Annotated in this window: 17 protein-coding genes; 11 read left to right on the forward strand and 6 right to left on the reverse strand. The window is 71.8% G+C overall.

All coding sequences use genetic code 11. The features are described 5' to 3' along the window. The first annotated feature begins 305 nt into the window (after positions 1-305). From ABZT04_RS20170 to ABZT04_RS20190, 5 genes are read left to right on the forward strand one after another with little or no spacing between them, the layout of a single operon-like run. A complete protein-coding gene (locus ABZT04_RS20170; RefSeq protein WP_356058036.1) occupies positions 306-494 on the forward strand; it encodes a helix-turn-helix domain-containing protein in 189 nt (62 codons plus the stop codon). After that, entirely contained in the window at positions 491-1,705 is a 1,215-nt protein-coding gene (locus ABZT04_RS20175) for a MarR family transcriptional regulator (RefSeq protein WP_356058037.1), read from the forward strand. The genes ABZT04_RS20170 and ABZT04_RS20175 overlap by 4 nt, the downstream gene beginning before the upstream one ends. Next, the gene (locus tag ABZT04_RS20180) at positions 1,702-2,616 is read left to right on the forward strand and encodes a hypothetical protein (protein ID WP_356058039.1); all 915 of its coding nucleotides are present in this window, start codon (positions 1,702-1,704) and stop codon (positions 2,614-2,616) included. Before ABZT04_RS20175 ends, ABZT04_RS20180 begins: the two co-directional genes overlap by 4 nt. Further along, a complete protein-coding gene (locus ABZT04_RS20185; RefSeq protein ID WP_356058040.1) occupies positions 2,613-2,777 on the forward strand; it encodes a hypothetical protein in 165 nt (54 codons plus the stop codon). The genes ABZT04_RS20180 and ABZT04_RS20185 overlap by 4 nt, the downstream gene beginning before the upstream one ends. A gap of 1 nt (position 2,778) precedes the next feature. Continuing rightward, positions 2,779-2,994 (forward strand): hypothetical protein, encoded by a 216-nt coding sequence (locus tag ABZT04_RS20190; RefSeq protein WP_356058041.1) that lies wholly within the window; start codon positions 2,779-2,781, stop codon positions 2,992-2,994. 96 nt (positions 2,995-3,090) lie between these two features. On the opposite strand, the gene ABZT04_RS20195 is transcribed toward ABZT04_RS20190, so the two are convergent. From ABZT04_RS20195 to ABZT04_RS20205, 3 genes are all read right to left on the reverse strand, one after another. Then, positions 3,091-3,291: a hypothetical protein gene (locus tag ABZT04_RS20195; protein ID WP_356058042.1), complete on the reverse strand. Its 201-nt coding sequence runs from the start codon at positions 3,289-3,291 to the stop codon at positions 3,091-3,093. Between the two features lie 2 nt (positions 3,292-3,293). Next, positions 3,294-3,641 carry a hypothetical protein gene (locus ABZT04_RS20200; RefSeq protein ID WP_356058043.1) on the reverse strand — a complete coding sequence of 116 codons (348 nt, stop codon included), beginning with the start codon at positions 3,639-3,641 and terminating at the stop codon, positions 3,294-3,296. Between the two features lie 138 nt (positions 3,642-3,779). Next, positions 3,780-4,658, reverse strand: a complete 879-nt coding sequence (locus tag ABZT04_RS20205; protein WP_356058045.1) for a helix-turn-helix domain-containing protein — start codon at positions 4,656-4,658, stop codon at positions 3,780-3,782. A gap of 315 nt (positions 4,659-4,973) precedes the next feature. Between ABZT04_RS20205 and ABZT04_RS20210 the strand changes: the two genes are divergently transcribed. The 6 genes from ABZT04_RS20210 (at position 4,974) to ABZT04_RS20235 (ending at position 10,167) form a co-directional block, all read left to right on the forward strand. Beyond that, positions 4,974-5,171, forward strand: a complete 198-nt coding sequence (locus ABZT04_RS20210; RefSeq protein ID WP_356058046.1) for a hypothetical protein — start codon at positions 4,974-4,976, stop codon at positions 5,169-5,171. Positions 5,172-5,395: 224 nt separating this feature from the next. Further along, complete coding sequence (locus tag ABZT04_RS20215) at positions 5,396-7,273, forward strand: hypothetical protein (RefSeq protein WP_356058047.1); 1,878 nt, start codon at positions 5,396-5,398, stop codon at positions 7,271-7,273. 165 nt (positions 7,274-7,438) lie between these two features. Further along, a complete protein-coding gene (locus ABZT04_RS20220; protein WP_356058049.1) occupies positions 7,439-7,873 on the forward strand; it encodes a hypothetical protein in 435 nt (144 codons plus the stop codon). Positions 7,874-7,913: 40 nt separating this feature from the next. Continuing rightward, the gene (locus ABZT04_RS20225) at positions 7,914-8,693 is read left to right on the forward strand and encodes a hypothetical protein (RefSeq protein WP_356058051.1); all 780 of its coding nucleotides are present in this window, start codon (positions 7,914-7,916) and stop codon (positions 8,691-8,693) included. Next, positions 8,683-9,036: a hypothetical protein gene (locus ABZT04_RS20230; protein WP_356058052.1), complete on the forward strand. Its 354-nt coding sequence runs from the start codon at positions 8,683-8,685 to the stop codon at positions 9,034-9,036. The genes ABZT04_RS20225 and ABZT04_RS20230 overlap by 11 nt, the downstream gene beginning before the upstream one ends. 165 nt (positions 9,037-9,201) lie before the next feature. Further along, positions 9,202-10,167 carry a methyltransferase domain-containing protein gene (locus ABZT04_RS20235; RefSeq protein WP_356058053.1) on the forward strand — a complete coding sequence of 322 codons (966 nt, stop codon included), beginning with the start codon at positions 9,202-9,204 and terminating at the stop codon, positions 10,165-10,167. 24 nt (positions 10,168-10,191) lie between these two features. Here ABZT04_RS20235 and ABZT04_RS20240 read toward each other — a convergent pair whose 3' ends face one another. The 3 genes from ABZT04_RS20240 to ABZT04_RS20250 form a co-directional block, all read right to left on the reverse strand. Further along, positions 10,192-11,943, reverse strand: coding sequence for an FHA domain-containing protein (locus ABZT04_RS20240; RefSeq protein ID WP_356058054.1), 1,752 nt, complete (start codon positions 11,941-11,943; stop codon positions 10,192-10,194). Positions 11,944-11,984: 41 nt separating this feature from the next. After that, positions 11,985-13,331, reverse strand: coding sequence for a VWA domain-containing protein (locus ABZT04_RS20245; RefSeq protein WP_356058056.1), 1,347 nt, complete (start codon positions 13,329-13,331; stop codon positions 11,985-11,987). A 97-nt stretch (positions 13,332-13,428) separates the two neighbouring features. Then, the gene (locus ABZT04_RS20250) at positions 13,429-14,778 is read right to left on the reverse strand and encodes a protein phosphatase 2C domain-containing protein (protein WP_356058057.1); all 1,350 of its coding nucleotides are present in this window, start codon (positions 14,776-14,778) and stop codon (positions 13,429-13,431) included.

Below are 14,778 nucleotides of genomic sequence, written 5' to 3' on the forward strand. Positions count from 1 at the left end.
GCGTCAGCCCACGGCTGCGCGAGAACCACTAAGGCCGGGGCCCCGTCAGAGGTCTGATCAGGTGCCTGACGGGCCGTTCTGATCAGGTCTCTGACGGCAGGCTGAGGGGTGCTTGCCGGCTCATTAAGCGAATCGACTAAATCCCCAGCTCAGTTGGGCTGTAGCCGGACGCACCGGGACCCCCGAAACCTCCGAAACCATGGCAGACTGGGGAGTGCAAGACGACCATTCGACCCTGGACCAGCAGCACGCGGTCCAGGGTCTTTTGCGTGCACTGGCCGGGGTCATGTCCCGGAGGAGCACGCATGGTTCCACCCACCCCCACCGACCTGATCGGCCTCGCCGAGGCCGGGCGGCTGCTCGGTGTCTCGCGCTGGATGGTCCGCGCGATGATCGAACGCGACGAACTGAACGGCTACCGCGTCGGCCGCCTCGTCAAGGTCTCGGCCCGCGACGTCCGGCGGATGGCACGCCCGATGGGCGGTGCGTCGTGATCACCCTCGTCCTGGTCGGCCTCGCCGTCGGCCTGTTCTTCTGGCTCCGGTACCGCTACCGGGCGTGGCAGCTCACCCGCCGGGAGCGCGTCAAGCTGCGCGCCCTCGGGGCGGCCCGGGTGCACCGGCCGGTGAGCCAGCGTCTCGTGTCCGCGCTGCCCGGATCCGCCGTCCGCCGTCTGTTCCGCTGGAGGACGGAGCGGATCCGTCCGACCGTCCGCGTGGCCCGGCGGGGACTGATGGGCGGATGGATCCGGATCCGGCCGGATCAGCACATCCTCGCCGTCGGCATGACGGGCTCTGGCAAGTCGTCCACCCTCCGGGTCCTGGCCGCCTTCGCGATCCGTCATCCCCGATGGACCGTCGAGGTCTGGGACGGCAAGTGGGGCGTGGCCGGGCGGCTGTACGCCGGTAAGGCCCGGGTGCTGACCGAGCTGGACGAGATAGAGGAGCGGCTGGCCGACCTTGTTGAGCGCGAACTCCCCATCCGTGCCCAGCAGTTGGACCCGACACACCTGGCGCTGATGTTGGACGAGACCCGGCTGATCCGGCAGCTCTCCGACGCCGGGCTCAAGCGGCTCATCACGGTCGTGGAGACCGGCCGGGAACTCGGCGTGCACGTCTGGTTCGGGCTCCAGGACCCCAAGGCCGAGGTGCTGCCCACGGCCATCCGCGACCAGTTCAGTTGCAAGCTCGCACATCGGGTGCAGACGGCCGAGGCGTCGCACGTCGTGTTCAAGGACGCCGTGGCCGCCGGGTGGGCGCCGCACCTGCTGAGCGGGCCGGGTCAGGTGCTCGTGTGGGAGGCGCTGCGCCGCCCGCGCGTCGCCTACGCGCTGTGGCTGGCCGAGCCGGTGCTGACCGGGCTGGTGCCGCACGGGCCCGTGGTCGCCCCCGAGTTCGCCCCCGTGGTCGACCTCGCGAAGGCGTCCGCCCGTCCGTCCGCCCGCAACGAACACGCACGTCACGCACCCGCTCGGACGCCCGGACGGACGGCGGACGCGCTCACCAGCAGGCAGGCGCAGGCGCTCGCCGCGTTGGACGTGGCCGGGGGCGCGATGGGTGCCGCCGACCTCGGCCGCGAGCTGGGCATCGACCGCAACCGCGCCCACGATGTCCTCACCCAACTGCGCCGCCGGGGCCTGCTGGAACAGACCCCGGACGGCTTCACCATCCCCCTCGGCTCCGCAGCAGAAAGGGACCAGTCATGAAGGTACGCACGCCTCCGCCCCGGCGGGACCCTGTCACCATCACCCGGCCGGACGGCTCCACGTTCGAGACCACCCGGACCGTCGAGTTCGCCCCCGAGGCTGTACCGCCCCGGGACTGGGACGTCATCAGCACCCGAGCCGCCGTCGGAATGGTGCTCGCCCTGACGGCCGTCGCCGTGGCCTGGTCGACCTGGTCCATCGGGTCGTTGCTCCACGGCGGCGTGGGCTTCCTGGCCGCGACCGTGTTCGACCTCTCCTGGGGCACCGCGCTGATCCTTGAGTGGAAGGCCCGGTTCGACCCCGACAAGCGGTTCTTCCCGCAGTCCCTCGGCTGGGGGCTGCTGGCCGTGACCATGGGCGCCATCTTCTGGAACGCGTGGCCGGACGTCCGTTACGGCGTCGTCGGCGCCGTGGTCTCCGGCGTAGCCAAGATCCTCTGGCTCGGGATCATGAAGCACATCGAGGTCACCTTGACCCAGCGGGACCGCGACGACCTGCGCGACCGGACCAGCCGGGCGAACGTCCGGGTGGCCTTCGCGTCCGTGGACCGCGCGGTGATGCGGACCGAGGCGCACACGACGGCCGTGCGCCGCTCCCTGGCGGGAGGGCGGCCGACCGTGCTGGAGCTGTCGGCCAGCGACCGCGACACCGACCCGGCCGAACTCGCCAGCGCGGGGAGGCAGTTCGCCGAGCAGCTTACTGAGCCGAGCCCGGCTCAGGCTCAGGCTCACGGCCCGGCTCAGGCTCAGCTCAGTGAGCCCACGGCTCAAGTAGAGGAACTGGTCCGTCGGCTCACGAACGGCGAGCAGCTCACCAAGTCCACCGCCGCCGGAATCCTCGGGGTCAGCGAGGCCACCGCCGGTCGGCGCCTGCGCGACGCACGGAACCAGGCTGGGGGCGGATACCTGTGATCGAGTTCGGAGCCCTCGTGGCGCTGGTCGTGCTGCTCGCCGTCTCCAAGCAGCACCGCATCCCCGTCCTGATCGCAGCCGTCGCCGTGGTGCTGCTCATGGGCGGTCCGCAGCAGTTCATCCAGGCGGCCGTGGCCGCCGTACCCGGCCTGGGAGGCTGACATGGCGAGCAAGGAGAAGGGCGGGATGGCCCTGGTAGCGGCGGGCGCGGCCGTCGTCCTGTTCCTGGGCTGGGGCAGCGACAGCACCGCCCAGAACGATCAGGACGTCTGCCGGGCACAGCTCGGGCTCGGCAAGGTCGACTCGATCAAGCAGGTGACGCACCCACACAGTGCGTTCAGCCGGTGCCTGGAGCAGCGCGAAGCCAGCCGGAAGTAGCCGACCCGGACAAGAGCCCCGCCGGGTACGCCCGGCGGGGCTCCGTCATGTTCTCCATGCTTCAGGGGAGTTGAGCCGGCAAGTGGTCCACCTAGCTCACAAGGGCCAGTAACGGCCGTCGTCGTCCCGGTGGACCATCGACCGGCTGTGGATCTCGGTCAGTCCGTCCGTGAGCAGCATCCGCAACCGGACGCGGTCGGCCGCCGCCATCAGTTCGGCCCGGGTCAGACCGGGATGCGCCTGGACGAACTCGGCCAGCATCCGCCGCTCGCCGGGGTTGATGCGGGGAGTGTGCATGGTCAACTGATGCCCGCCCTCACCAGGTTGTCCGCTATCTGCTCGCGCACGTCCTCGGGCAGCTCCGGCATCAGCTCCCCGAGGGCCCGCGTTTCGCTGGGTAGCACCCACTGCCGGACGATCCGCATCGCCTCGACGTACGCGGCGGCCTGCCTCTCCATCCGGGCCAGTTCGGGAAAGTGGGCATCCATCACGGACGGCTTTGTGACGGCCAGCGTGACGCCGGTCTCCTGCTCGATCACCCGCACCACGGCGGCCGACGCCTCGGCCGAGGCGCGCCGGATGTCGGCCAGTGCTTCCCGCCCGGCCTGCGCGATCCGCTCGCGCTCCGCGTCGAGTTCACCGGACATCGCTTGCCCTCCGTATCCAGTGGATGCCGAGCCGGGCGAGTACGCGGCCCTGCTCGACCGCCGACAGGAAGCTGAAGTGGTACAGGCAGGGCCGCCAGTTGCGGCCGTCGCCGACGCAGGCACACACCGGCCGGGCGCTCACTGTCGGGCCGCCCGCCGGTCGTGGGTGCCGAACAGGGCGGCATGCGCCGTGCAGTACACGGTCGGGCTGCACCCACAGGCCATGTCGCCCGAGGCCGTGAACCCCGCCTTCCGGCGTCCCTGTACGGCCGCCTGACGGGTGACCGCCGGGTTTACGGCCGCTACCCGCTGGGCAGCGCTCCGGACGCGGGAGGCGGCAGCCTCCGCAGCCGTACGGGCCGCCTGGAACTCCGCCTGAGCGGCTGAGCGTTCGGCCTCGGCCCGGCGGGTGTTCTCGGTGATCCTCAGCCGGGACATCGCGGCCCGGTTCGACTCGGCCTCGGCCCTCCAGCGCCCCCGGTCGGCCGGGCACGGCTCACCGAGCAGCACCCGGTACGGCGGGGCGTCCGTCGGCCGGAGCCCGCCGTGCACCCGTGCGCTCATGTCGGCGAAGCAGAACCGGCACGCCCCGGCGAACTTCTCGGCCGGAGCGGCGGCGACCTCCACGGCCGCCCGGCCGAACACGGCCGCAGCGTCCGGCGTGAGGGTGCGCAGGGCCTCGGTACCCGAGGCGAGGGGCACCTGACCCGGGGTCGGGTAGTACCCGCCGGTGCCCGACTGCACGATCCGGCCGTCGGCGAGCACGACCTGACGGGTCAGCACCTCGTCCGGCCAGAGTTGTGCGCGCACCTGCCGGGCGAAGGCCATCGTGTCCGGGTGGCGGCTCAGCGCCTCGGTGCGCCGCTCGCGCACCACCCGGTCGACGTCGGCCGAGGCGACGAGAGCCGGGCCGGAGCGGGATCGGTTGGGCAGCCGACCGGCGCCGATCATCTTGCGGACGGCGGGTTCGGAAATGCCCAGCCGACGGGCCGCCGCAGCGGCATTCATTTCGTCCATCGATCCACCTAATTCCAGCGGACGAGAAGGTTTCGAAAGCAGCTTAAGCTGAACATAGAGCTGCTCCTAATGCCGACCGGCACCGGCAAGGGGCAGCTCTATTTAGTTTCATGATCGAGCCGGCAAGGGTGGCCTGGGATTCGATTTAAAGAAATCGAGAATGGGCCTCTGAGCTGCGCATTAGGCGAGATGGAATTAAGCCGCTATATTTGCAGTAGCCCGGGAGCGGAAGGAATCGGCGCCCCGGGAGTTCGGAGCCCCCTGCCGGGGGTGACCAAGGAATCCGGTGATCAGCCAGATCCTTGGAGGCCCTCAGTGGCCAGGCAGTACACCAGGCGCAAGCCGCTGGACCCCGAGTTCACCCGGGAGCGCGCCCGTAAGGCGCGTGCTGCACAACTGTCCATCCGGCACTACGTGCAGAAGGTCGTAGAGAACGCCGGGGAACTCACCGATGAGGACTACGCGCAATTGCGCACGCTGCTGCGTCCGGTCAATGGAGGCGCAGCGGAATGAGCCTGACACACGAAAGCCTCGGCCGGGCAGCCGAGGCAATCGAAGAGAACGACGTGAGCAGCGTCAATGGAAAGCGTACCCCGACAGGAGACGCGGCAACCAATTCGCCGAATTCGACGCCGTACGATCGGGTGATCAATTCCCTTGCAGAAAAGGGATCTTCCGAGCGTGAGAGGGGGCATTGGGACTGCCCGGCGCACAGGGGGACCCGGCCCGCCCTCACGGTGAACGACGGAGGCGACGGCACGGCGCTGCTGCGCTGCCACGCCGGGTGCGAGACGAAGGACGTCGTCCGAGCCCTCGGCCTCACGCTCGCCGACCTGTCCTGGCCCCGGGACACCGACGGCGAGCCGACACTCGGCCCCGTTCCGGATTGGGCGGTGAAGCCGCACCCGGGCATCAACGCGCCCGGCAAGCACGTCTTCGACTACGTGGCCGAGGACGGGACGAAGCTCTACGCTGCCGTGCGCACCCAGACGGCCGACGGCACCAAGACGTTCCGTCAGCAGGGCCCCGACGGTGAGCCGTCGGTCGACGGCATCCGCAAGGTGCTGTGGCGCCTGCCGGACGTCGTGGAGGCCGTGAAGACGGGCCGGACCGTCCACCTGGCCGAGGGCGAGAAGGCGGCCCTCGCGCTGATCGCCTCGGGTGAGGTGGCCACCTGCAACAGCGGGGGCTCGGGCCAGTGGAAGGACGAGCTGGCCGACTCCCTGGAGGGCGCGGCCAAGGTGATCGTCTGGCAGGACCGGGACGCCGCCGGGGCCAAGTGGGCTGCCGCCGTAGCCGAGTCGCTGAAGGCGCGGGCCATCGCGTATGACGTCGTCCAGAGCCGTACCGAGGCACCCGCCGATGACGCGTGGGACCACCTGTCCGCCGGGTACGCCGTGGCGCAGGCGGGAGTGCCCGAGGCCGCCCGGCCGACCGAGCTGGAGGTGTTCGCTCCGGACGCCAGCCCGGCGGTGCGCGAGATGGCCGAACGGATGCTGGCACAGAAGGCCGCTCAGCGGCTCGTGAGCCAGTGGGAGGCGAGCCAGCGGGCCACAACCACCATGACCGTCTCGCAGGCCCTGGACGCCGTGCTGAGCGGGAAGGCGGCGGTCACTCCGACCGTGGCCCGGCTGGCGGGCGGAGGGGAGAGCGGCCTGTTCTACCCCGGCCTCGTGAACGGGGTGTACGGAGACGCCTCGGTCGGCAAGTCGGTCATCCAGGCCGAGGTGGAGGCGCGCACCCTCGCCGACGGCGGGATCGTCGTGCACTGGGAGTTCGACAACAACCCGGTGATGGTGATCGTGGCCCGGCTGCTCCACGCCGGAGCGAAGCCGGAGGACATCCGGGGCCGGTTCCACGTGCTGTACTCCACGCTCGATCGCGACGCCCTGACGGCCGACGTGCAGCGCGCGGTCAAGCTCGTGACCCTGGACGCCCTGAACCCGGCGGTCACGTCGCTCGGGGGCGACCCCTACCACCCAGGCGGCATCGACAACGCGGTGCGGGAGTTCTTCGCGCCGTTCACGCTGCACGGCGCATGCGGGGTGTTCGTGGACCACGTGGGTCACGAGTCCAAGGACCGACAGGCGGGCTCCATCCGCAAGGCGCAGGCGGTACAAGGCGCCCTGTACGAGTGCCAGTTCGAGGCACCGCTGAAGCCCGGCCTGACGGGGCGCACTCGGCTCATCCTCCGCAAGGACAACCAAGGCGCCCTCGGGGACCAGGTCGGCAAGACCGTCGCCACGGCCGTCATGACGTCGGAGGCGGAGAAGGGCGCTCCGGCCGGGCCCGTGCAGACCGTGTTCGAGGCGCCGGACCCGTTCGTCCCGGAGGAGAAGGAAGAGCCGAAGTGGACGGACGAGGAACGGGTCGAGTGGGCCGCCCGGAAGATGGACGAGGCAGGGCTGCCCACAGGGCTCTCGCAGCGCGCGTCGCACAAGTGGCTGGACGGCGAAGGGGTCAAGATCCCCCTTCGCAAGAGCCTCAAGGACCGCGCGATCGATGCCCGGAACCACAGGGCTGAGAAAGAGGCAGCGGTACCCGATACCGGAGGAGGGGCCTACCGGCCCCCTCCGCTCCGGGTATCGGGGGCGATACCGAGTGATACCCGGTGATACCCCGATCTTGGGTATCGGTATCCCCGCAGGTCAGAGCCCTGAACGGGCGGTACCGATACCCGCCCGAACCGATACCCGGTACCGATACCCGGGTATCGGTTCGCACCCCCGATACCCGAGGCCCGGGTATCACCCTTACCAAGATCGATAAGGAGGTCGGTCATGAGCCCCTGCACCCGCAACCGCTACGCCTCCGAGGCGAACGCTGAGGCGGCCCTCGGACACCACCCCGGAGCCCGGACGGTTCAGTACTGCGAGGCGTGCGACGCGTGGCACATCACCCGCAGCCGCACCCGTCTGTCCGGACCGTCGGCGCCCGTCCAGTCCGTCTTCAACCACCCGGCCGACCCCGTGCCGGACATCCCGGCCCGGTGGCGCGGCTGGTGCAACACGTGCACGTACGCAGCCGGGGACGCCGTGGCGCACGGCGGCCGGGCGTGGCTCGCGGTCGTCAACTGGACGATGGACCGCCCCGGCGCCTCGGCCGTCTGGCGGGAGATCACGCCGTGCATGGGTGAGCCGTACTGCGCCCCCGAGGTCTGCGGGCCCCCGTGCCATCACCCGGCCTGCCCCGAGCATGCCCCGGCTCACCTCTAGCCCCACCCGCCCCAACTGATCGAACACTGAGGAGCGAACAATGGGAGCCCCACCGCAGGCCAGGCCCAACAGGGCCCGCAACGCCGTCCGGGACGCCGAGATTTACCGGCTCAAGGTCGCCGGGATGACCGAGCGGGCCATCGCCGACCGGTACGACCTGGCCGTCTCGACGGTGCACAACATCCTTGACCGGGGCCGCCGGGACCTGCTGACGCCGGGGGCCGAGGCCCTGCGGCAGATGGAGGCGGACCGGCTCGACGACGCCCGCCGCGCAGCCTCCGCTGTCCGCGCGCGTACACACGTAGTGGTCCAGGGCGGCAAGGTCGTCACGGACGCCGACGGCAACCCGGTCCGTGACGACGGCCCCGTGCTCAAGGCGAATGAGCAACTGGTCAGGATCAGCGAATCGTGGCGCAAGCTGTTCGGCCTGGACGCCCCGGAGCAGCTCAACATCGCTCTGGAGCGCAGGGTCGATGAGGAGTCGGCCGACGTCGCCGACGTGCTGCTCAAGGTCATCCCCGAGGTGCTGGAGGCAGCGGGGCTGCCCCTGGGCCGTCAGGGCCAGCTCACCACGTACGCCCTGGAGTTGGCCGGGTGGCTCCTGCGTTCAGCCGACGGACAGGACCCCGGCGCCCCGCGCCCCGAGGTGCCGCTGCCCTGGCCCGCTCTGCCCCCGGGCCCGTCGGCCGCCCCGCCTGAGGACGCACTACCGGTGCCTGTCCGCCGCTGGCGCGAGCGGGACGTCGCGGATGACGTACTGGACCAACTGGCCAACTTCGAGACCGAGTTCGGACCCCTGGAGGACAACGATGACGACTGACAAGAAGGGCATCCGCGCCCGGCTCCGCGAGCTGAAGGCGCACCCCGACCGGCCGGGTGCGGCAGCCGAGGCGCAGCGCCTGACGGCCACGTACCGGCGCCTCCAGTCGGCCGAGCGGGGCAGTCCTGCGGAGCCCGCACAGGGGCGCGAACGGGCCCCCGAGCCGGTGCCCGACGGCCTGACCGAGGCGGACGCGGAAGCGGTCGAGACCTGGCCCCCGGAGCTGCGCGCCCGGCTGAACCAGTCGGCCTTCAACAGGGTGGTCGACCGGGCGTCCTCGGCGAACGACCCCGACAACTGGGGGGTGAAGAACGACCTGCGGCGCCGGGGTGCACGGCCCTAGCGGGACAGCTACGGTTCGTAACCGGCCGCCTGACCCTTCTGCACACCCACTCGGACCTGGGGTTTCCAAGGCTACGGAAAGTTGTTACAAACGGCCCGTGCATTACCGAGGACTCAAGACTTAGGACCGCTCGCCTCCCGGCCCCTCCCGCAGGACAGTGGACGTATGAGCACGCACGCTCTCGACAAGGATCTGGACGCCGTCGCCGTCGCCGCACGGGCGGAGCTGGTGCGGGAGATCGAGCTGAGCGGGGCCTGGGACACCGATCCGGAATGGCGGGCGGTGTTCGAGGCGGTGCCCCGGCATCTGTTCGTGCCGTACTACTACGTGGGCGTCGCCGGTGGGCACGAGCGGCTGTGGCGGGACAGCCCCGATCCGGGCACCCGGGAGCGCTGGCTGCGCGGGGCCTACGCCGACCTGCCGCTGGCCACGCGGTTGCGGGACGGGGAGTTGGTGTCGTCCAGCAGTCAACCCTCGCTGATGGCGAGGATGTTGGCCGAGCTGCGGGTCTCGGACGGCGACCGGGTCCTGGAGATCGGCGCGGGCACCGGTTACAACGCGGCGCTGCTCGCCCACCGGCTCGGCGACGACCTGGTGACCACCGTCGACCTGGAACCGGAGATCACCGAGTCCGCGCGCGCCCACCTCGCCGACGCCGGGTACCACCCGGCCGTCGTCACCGGCGACGGCACCCGCGGAGTCCCCGAACGCGCCCCCTACGACCGGATCATCGCGACCTGCGCCCTGCCGTCGATCCCGCGCGGCTGGCTCGCCCAGTGCGCTCCCGGCGCCTTCGTGCTGGCCCCGCTCGCCACCGGCCTGATCACGCTCACCGTCCGGGACGCGGCGCACGCCGAGGGCGCCTTCCTGGACACGGCCGCGTACTTCGTGCCCCTGCGCGGCACCGGGCCAGGACCGGCCGACGAGGTCCCGCACCGGGCCGGCGAGCACGAACTCTTCCGCTTCCTGCTGACCCTCACCCAGGGCACCCTCGATCCACAGGCCGCGTACGACCTGTGGGAGAGCGAAGGGCGGCCCGGCCGCGAGCGCTACGGCGTCACGGTCGCCGGTGAGCGGACCTGGGCCTGGCTGGACGATCCGGAGGGGCCGCACACCTGGCCCCTCCGCTGACGGGCGTCGCTACTATCCGCGCTTCTAGCCGCGGCGGACCGTGATCGTCGTCCACGCGCCGACGTGCACCCGGTCGCCGTCCTGCAGGGGCACCGGCACGAAGGGCTGGATCGGCTCCTCGCCGCCGTTGACCGTCGTACCGTTCGTCGAGTTCTGGTCGACGACCGCCCAACTGCCGTCGGGCTGCTGGACCAGGACCGCGTGCTGGTGCGAGACGCCCGGGTCCTCCGGCGGCACCGACAGATCGATGTCGGGGGACTCGCCGGTGGAGTGCCGGCGGCGGCCGATGGTGATCTGGTTGCCGGTGAGCTGGCGCTGCTGCTCGGGGGAGTACGCGGGCAGGTTGAGCCCCGCGGCCTCCGGGCCCGAGCGCTGCATCATCGCCATGAAGTACTCGCGGTCCGGGCCGATCGTCGCCAGCCAGGTCGTCGGCTGCTGCTGGTAGGCCGGGCGGGGCGGGGGCGGGGCCTGATTCGAACCGGGCTGCGGATAGCCGTAGCCGCCACCGCCCTGTCCGGGACCGCCGGGGCCACCGGGACCGCCCGGGGAGCCGGGGGTCGGCGGGGAGATCACCCAGTCGTCGTCACCGCCGCCGAAGGACGGGCCGCCCTGCTGCGGACGGTTCGTCTCCTGCGGGAACCCGGGCGGGGCCGGCGGAGCGGACTGCTGGAACGCCTGCGGTGCGCCGCCGCTCGTCCGGCCGGGACCCCCGGTCGGTCCGGGCGGGGGCGGGACGGGCCGCGAGGGGTCGGGACCGAAGTTGGGGGGACCCTGCGGGTTCGAGGGGTCGTTGCCGAACGGTCCGGGCGGGCCCTGCCGCTCACCGCCGAAGGCGCCGGGCCGGCCGCCGCCGAACTCGCCCTGGCCGGGTCGCTCGTTGCCGAACTGGCCGCCGGGACGGCCCGAGGAACCCGGGGGCTGCTCGTTGCCGAAGGGCGGGGGCGGGCCGGAGGGCTCGTTGCCGAACGGCCGCGGCGGGCCGGACGGGTCGTTGCCGCCGAAGCCCTGGGGGCCGGGGCCGCCACCCTGACGCTCCCCACCGAAGCCCTGCGAGCCGCCGGGGGCGCCGGGGGCGCCGGGCCCACCTTGCCGCTCGTTGCCGAAGCCCTGCTGCGAGCCCGGGCCGCCGGGTCCACCGGGACCGCCCTGCCGCTCGTTGCCGAAGCCCTGCGGGGGCTGACCGCCGGGTCCGCCCTGGCGTTCGCCGCCGAAGCCCTGCGGGCCGGGGCCGCCAAGGCCGCCGGGTCCGCCTTGGCGCTCGTTGCCGAAGCCACCGGGACCGTTCGGTCCCCCAGGGCCACCGGGACCCCCGGGTGCTCCAGGCGCTCCGGGTCGGCCCGTCGGTTCGTTGCCGAACGGGGGTATCGGCTCGGCCGGGCGGTTCATCTGCGAGGGGCGTGAACCCTGGTACTCGTAGGAGTCACCGCCGTACGTCGGACCGGGCGGCGGCTGCTGCTGGAAGCGTGCGGCCGGGCTCGGGCCGGGCGCCGGGGGGCGCGGCGCGGCGGGGGTGTACGAGGTCGCCGTGTTCGTGAGGAAGTTCCACCGGCACTCCTCGCAGAACGGCGCACCGCCCTCACGGGGCGTACGGCACTGCGGGCACAGCTCCGCCTCGGCGGAGGCGTTCGGGCGGCCGCCGGGCGCGGGCGGCGGGAAGCCGTAACCGCCGCCGGGGGGCGGTGGAGGGGGCGGGGGTACGGCACCGGCCATGCGGTGACCGCAGACCTCGCACCAGTCGTCGGAACCCGACTGGTGTCCGTTCGGGCAGGTCGGCATGTCGGCGCGTCCCCCTTTCGCACAGGGTCGTTCTAGCTAGGTCACTTCTTTACACGAACAGTCTTTGTGGACCGTGTTTCGAGAGTCATCTCGTCGGCCTCCGCGACCTTCGCCTTCAGTCGCACAGTACCCGCCGAGGCATCGACCACGTCCACCACCTTCGCAAGCAGTTTCGCAGTATCCGCGTTTCCGGAGACGCTGGCGAGCTGAACGGCCCGTCCCAGTTTGGCCGTTGCTCCATCGACATCACCCGATTTGCGAAGATCCAGCCCTTGTTGGATGACTTGTGCCAGTTCGGCCTGGCCGGTGTAGTGCGCGACCTGGGGATTGATGGACGTGGAGGCCACCATGTCGTCGGTCCACACCGCCTTCACCAGGCCCTGGGCGCCCAGGTTCTGCGCGCTGCCGTCGGACTGCGGGACGACCAGTGAGACCCGGGCGGCCAGCATCTCCTGACCGATGTTCGCGGCCGGGACCTCGACGCACACGTGGTAGTCACGGGACTCGTCTCCCCAGGACCCGGTGGGGTAGTCCCCGGCGCGCGGGCCCGCTTCGGTGCGGCGGTCGGTCAACTCCTCCACCCTGGGCGCGACTTGCTTGACGAACTTGATGGCCGTGCCCACCGGCGTCCACAGCCGCAGCGCGACGTCCGCGACCTCCTTGCCCATCGCCGTCTCCATCATCTGCGTGAAGTCGGCGGCGAGGTTCGCCGGGTCCGCGACGATGTCGGCGGTGCCGAGCAGCGCGGAGGCGATCCCTGTGACTTCTTTCACTTCCCAGTCGGTGCCGACGCCCCGCGCGTCACAGGTGAACCGCCCGGCGCAGGAATCGAGGGCGGCCTTCAGGTCCTCCGGCGCCTCGTGCTCGTTGCGGCCGTCGGTGAGGAGGATTCCGTGGCGTATGGAGACGTCCGCCGAGGACAGCAGCCGGTCGGCAAGGCGCAGCCAGGTGCCGATGGCGGTGCCGCCGCCCGCGCTCAGCTTGCGCAGCGCCTGCTTGGCCTGGTCGCGGGTGCGGGAGTCGGCGACCGCGAGCGCGCCGCCGCCCGGATAGACCTCCTTGGCGACATGGGTGCCGCCGATCACCGCGAAGTGCACCCCGTCCCGCAGGGTGTCGATGGCGGCGGCCGTGGCGTCCCGGGCGTTGCGCATCTTGGTCGGCGGGTAGTCCATCGACCCCGAGCAGTCGACCATGATCGCGACGGCCGCGTCCGGGCCCTGCCCGGCCGCGTACAGATGGGGTGCCGTGACCGGGCTGCCGATGGTGCCGCCGCCGGTCGACGTCACCGTGACGATCGCGTTGACCTCGCGCCCGCCCTCCGGCAGGTACTCGTTCTGGTACACGTCGACCGAGAACTGTGGCACGTTCGACTTCGAGAAATTGGCCATGACTGCTCTGTCCCCCTCAAGTACCCCACCTGGATGGGGCGATGACTGTGAGCGGACCGGTCCCCTCCGGTCCGACGCCGTCCCCCTTTGTCCGGCCTCAGCCGGATACTGCCCCCTGCGGCGGGGCCGGGAACGGTACGACGGCCACTGTTACGTTGTCGTGGCCCCCGCCGTCCAGCGCGTGGCCGACCAGGACCTGGGCGCTGTGCAGCGGGCGGAGCGCGGCGTCGGGGGGAACGACCTCGGCCATCTCCCCGGCGGACTCCGCGTAGTTCCACAGGCCGTCCGTGCACACCACCACTACACCCGGCCGGTCGGGCTTGAAGGAAGCGGTGTGCGGCTCCAGTTCGTAGGCGTCCGCGCCGAGCCAGCCGGTGATCGCGTGGGCGCGCTCGTCGGCGTAGGCCTCGGCCTCGCTCATCAGGCCCGCGGCGACCATCTGCGCCGCCCACGAGTCGTCCTCGGTGAGCCGGGCCGGCGGTGAACTGCGGTCCACCGGGATCCAGTAGGCGCGGCTGTCGCCGACCCAGCCGACGACGAGGAGCGTCGGGGTGACGACGGAGCCGACCAGGGTGCAGGCCGGCGCGTTCTGGTGCGGGGCGTGCTCGCGGGCCGTCGCGGGCTCCTCGGCAAGGGAGTTGACCGCGTGCGAGGCCGCGATGATCGCCTCGTGCATCGCCTGCTGCGGGTGGGTGCCCCGCGGCAGCGAGGCCAGCAGCGACTCGCCCGCCTCCCGAGAGGCGGCCAGCGAGGCCGCGTCGGGCCGGGTCGCCGAGGACACCCCGTCGCACACGATCGCGACGAGCGCGGGCGCCCCATCGGGCAGCAGGCACTGTCCTACGGCGAAGGCGTCCTCGTTGCGGTGGTGGCGCAGCCCGCGGTCGCTGACCGCCGCGAGCGGGCCCGACTCCTGTTCCATGTGGTCGCGTTCGCGGGGCTGGGCGTGCCCGCAGTTCTCGCAGTAGCCGTCCGGGTCCACCCGGCCCGACCGGCAGGCCACGCACACCTTGGCGCCCTCGGCCGGGGCCGGCGGATCGGCGGCGACCCGCGGGTCCGGCGCCTGGAGCGGGTACTCGTCGGGCTCCGGCGGCCGGTCGAACCGTACGCCCGCGGCCGCGGAGGCCGGCGAACCGGACGGCGGGAGCGGGGCGTCGGTCGGCAGCGGGGTGCCGCCCGAGTCGGTGCCGGGCAGGTCCGTCGGCAGATGGACCGTCGGCCGGCTCTCGGCGCTCTCGGGCTGGGACACCACGGGCCAGTCCACCTCCGCGGCTTCCTCGGCGGGGAGCGGCACCGCGCCGTTCATGGTGAGCGTCGGATGGTCGTCCGGCGGCGCCGGTACGGCGGACAGGTCGTATCCGCACGCACCGCAGAAGCGGTCACCCGATTCGAGGGGTTCCTCGCAGCTCGGACACTTCGACAGGGCCGTCGGCTGGGGCATCTGCGACAT

The sequence above is a fragment of the Streptomyces sp. NPDC005492 genome (assembly GCF_040605995.1).
Classification (GTDB): Bacteria; Actinomycetota; Actinomycetes; order Streptomycetales; family Streptomycetaceae; genus Streptomyces.

Bases quoted from the DNA above. Each gene is read 5' to 3' on its own strand.
- ABZT04_RS20180 (WP_356058039.1), top strand. From the start codon at position 1,702: ATGAAGGTACGCACGCCTCCGCCCCGGCGGGACCCTGTCACCATCACC.
- ABZT04_RS20240 (WP_356058054.1), bottom strand. From the start codon at position 11,943: ATGCCGACCTGCCCGAACGGACACCAGTCGGGTTCCGACGACTGGTGC.
- ABZT04_RS20205 (WP_356058045.1), bottom strand. From the start codon at position 4,658: ATGGACGAAATGAATGCCGCTGCGGCGGCCCGTCGGCTGGGCATTTCC.
- ABZT04_RS20220 (WP_356058049.1), top strand. From the start codon at position 7,439: ATGAGCCCCTGCACCCGCAACCGCTACGCCTCCGAGGCGAACGCTGAG.
- ABZT04_RS20245 (WP_356058056.1), bottom strand. From the start codon at position 13,331: ATGGCCAATTTCTCGAAGTCGAACGTGCCACAGTTCTCGGTCGACGTG.
- ABZT04_RS20195 (WP_356058042.1), bottom strand. From the start codon at position 3,291: ATGCACACTCCCCGCATCAACCCCGGCGAGCGGCGGATGCTGGCCGAG.
- ABZT04_RS20230 (WP_356058052.1), top strand. From the start codon at position 8,683: ATGACGACTGACAAGAAGGGCATCCGCGCCCGGCTCCGCGAGCTGAAG.
- ABZT04_RS20200 (WP_356058043.1), bottom strand. From the start codon at position 3,641: ATGTCCGGTGAACTCGACGCGGAGCGCGAGCGGATCGCGCAGGCCGGG.
- ABZT04_RS20170 (WP_356058036.1), top strand. From the start codon at position 306: ATGGTTCCACCCACCCCCACCGACCTGATCGGCCTCGCCGAGGCCGGG.
- ABZT04_RS20250 (WP_356058057.1), bottom strand. From the start codon at position 14,778: ATGTCGCAGATGCCCCAGCCGACGGCCCTGTCGAAGTGTCCGAGCTGC.
- ABZT04_RS20235 (WP_356058053.1), top strand. From the start codon at position 9,202: ATGAGCACGCACGCTCTCGACAAGGATCTGGACGCCGTCGCCGTCGCC.
- ABZT04_RS20190 (WP_356058041.1), top strand. From the start codon at position 2,779: ATGGCGAGCAAGGAGAAGGGCGGGATGGCCCTGGTAGCGGCGGGCGCG.
- ABZT04_RS20225 (WP_356058051.1), top strand. From the start codon at position 7,914: ATGGGAGCCCCACCGCAGGCCAGGCCCAACAGGGCCCGCAACGCCGTC.